The organism is Limnospira sp. PMC 289.06 (assembly GCF_032350395.1).
GTDB lineage: Bacteria > Cyanobacteriota > Cyanobacteriia > Cyanobacteriales > Microcoleaceae > Limnospira > Limnospira platensis.
The window spans coordinates 1-2,486 of sequence record NZ_JARPLC010000125.1 but is presented as its reverse complement, the minus strand read 5'-3'; the positions used below and the strand labels follow the sequence as shown (position 1 = coordinate 2,486).

The 2,486-nt window shown below is 49.3% G+C and carries 1 protein-coding gene; it reads left to right on the top strand.

The features are described from left to right. Positions 1-329 precede the first annotated feature (329 nt). On the top strand, positions 330-2,354 hold the full coding sequence (locus tag P5674_RS19565; RefSeq protein WP_014275250.1) for an SBBP repeat-containing protein: 2,025 nt from the start codon (positions 330-332) through the stop codon (positions 2,352-2,354). Positions 2,355-2,486: the final 132 nt, after the last annotated feature.

The following is a 2,486-nucleotide window of genomic DNA, read 5'->3' as shown; positions in this document are numbered from 1 at the left end:
CTCACCGCTGTTGGGTTTCACCCAACCTACTACCCAGAGCTATAGGCTCAAAAAAACCATTATATATGTCGGCACAGTTTACCATTCTTTAATGGTAAGTCAAGTTCCGGTATTTGTCAAGAGAAAAAACTGAGATTTTTAGAATGTTTTTAGGATTGCCTAAACTGGTGATTGGGGGCGGGTTGATGGAGTTCTGGGAAAGGGTGCGATCGCCTTTTTTCAACAAGTCCGGTGGGAGGTTATATGGGGAGCCAAGTATAATTGTGGTGAGCCATGTAAATACCAATCAGGTATGAAATCTTCATGGCTCCATTGGAGGGGATATCCTAATGAACAATACTAGCGAAATATTCCATATTTTTGAATCATCAGATTCTCAGAATTTCATGCCCCCACTGGGATTAAGTGGGGTAGAAGGAGACCCAGTAGCAGTACAGATGTCCGCGCCGCCAGAGTTCGGGTGGACGCGCCTTTTGGGAACCAGTGAGGAGGACAAGGCTAATGCCCTGACCACCGGTAGTGATGGCTCGATTTATGTGGCGGGCTATACTTATGGCGACCTAGGCGGACAAACCAATAGTGGTCTTTATGATGCCTTTATCACCAGGTTCCAGCCTGATGGCACTAAAGCCTGGACGCGCCTGTTGGGAACCAGTCATTTGGACCGGGCATCAGCCCTGACCACTGGCCTTGATGGCTCGATTTATGTGGCCGGCACGACTGGGGGCGACCTAGATGGACAAACCAATAATGCTGAGTTTGAGGCCTTTATCAGTAGGTTCCAACCTGATGGCACTAAAGAATGGACGCGCCTGTTGGGAAGCAGTAGTTTTGACGGGGCTCATGCCCTGACCACCGGTAGTGATGGCTCGATTTATGTGGCCGGCTATACTGCGGGCGACCTAGATGTACAAACCAATAGTGGTGAGCGCGATGCCTTTATCAGCAGGTTTCAGCCTGATGGCACTCAAGACTGGACGCGCCTGTTGGGAACCAGTGGTTGGGACGGGGCTAATGCCCTGACCACCGGTAGTGATGGGTCTATTTATGTGGCCGGCTATACTTATGGCGACCTAGATGGACAAACCAATAGTGGTCTTTCTGATGCCTTTATCAGTAGGTTCCAGCCTGATGGCACTCAAGACTGGACGCGCCTGTTGGGAACCAGTGGTAGGGGCGTGGCTCATGCCCTGACCACCGCTGGTGATGGCTCGATTTATGTGGCGGGCTGGACTTGGGGCAACCTAGACGGACAAACCCATAGTGGTAGGGAAGATGCCTTTATCAGCAGGTTCCAGCCTGATGGCACTCAAGACTGGACTCGCCTGTTGGGAACCCCTAGGACTGACCGGGCATCAGCCCTGACCACCGGTAGTGATGGCTCGATTTATGTGGCCGGCTATACTGCGGGCGACCTAGATGGACAAACCAATAGTAGTGGTGCTAATGCCTTTATCAGCAGGTTCCAGCCTGATGGCACTAAAGACTGGACGCGCCTGTTGGGAACCCATAGGACTGAGGAGGCATCAGCCCTGACCACGGGTAGTGATGGGTCGATTTATGTGGCGGGCTGGACTTCGGGCGACCTAGATGGACAAACCAATAATGGTGGGTTAGATGCCTTTATCAGTAGGTTGATAGTAGATGGTACTGACACACCGGGGAGACCAGAAATTCATCAAGTCATTAATTTCGAGAGTTTCCCGCCTCAAATTACGGGAGTTTTGCCAGGGGAGAATCAAGGCTCGATTACTCAACCTGTGCCTAATCAATGGTTTGGTAGTGACCAGAATGATGTAATTATCGGGACGGCATCTGATGAAACTTTGCTGGGTTTTCAAGGTGATGATTTGCTCCAGGTTTCCCAGGGAAATAATACTCTCTTTGGTGGTCAGGGTAATGATATCCTAGTTGCTGGGGAGGGGGATGATATGCTATTGGGAAATAAGGATGATGATATCCTATTTGGAGGCGACGGTAATGATTCTATTTATGGTGGTCAGGGGAATGATACGTTGGTAGCAGGTAATGGTAATCAGATTTTGTTTGGAGACGAGGGTAATGATATCCTATTTGGAGGTGCAAAAGGTGCGGATACTCTGGTGGGAGGGGAGGGAAATGATACTTTGGTGATGCTTCCGGGAGAAGGTTACAGCATAGTAACTGACTTTCAGGTAAATCAGGATATGGTGGTTTTGCTGGGTAGCCCTGATGACTATGAAATTGGGTCAATACCCAACGGATTTAATGATGGTACTGCTATTTATGAAGCGGGTTCTGACCAACTTGTGGGTATCCTGGAAGGGGTTACTAATGTGAGTTTAGAAGATGATAATATCTTCGGTTGGGCGTAGGTGATGGTTGGGCGGCTTTCGGTTTAGCTACTTGGTTATGAGATGGGCTGTAAAATGCGATCGCCTTTATGCTCCCCAAACCCATATATATGTCTTCACAGTTTCCCAGAAGTAGGTTGGGTGTAGCGCAGC

What these genes read in the sequence shown, in the direction of transcription:
- P5674_RS19565 (WP_014275250.1), top strand. Translation starts at nt 330, where the DNA reads ATGAACAATACTAGCGAAATATTCCATATTTTTGAATCATCAGATTCT.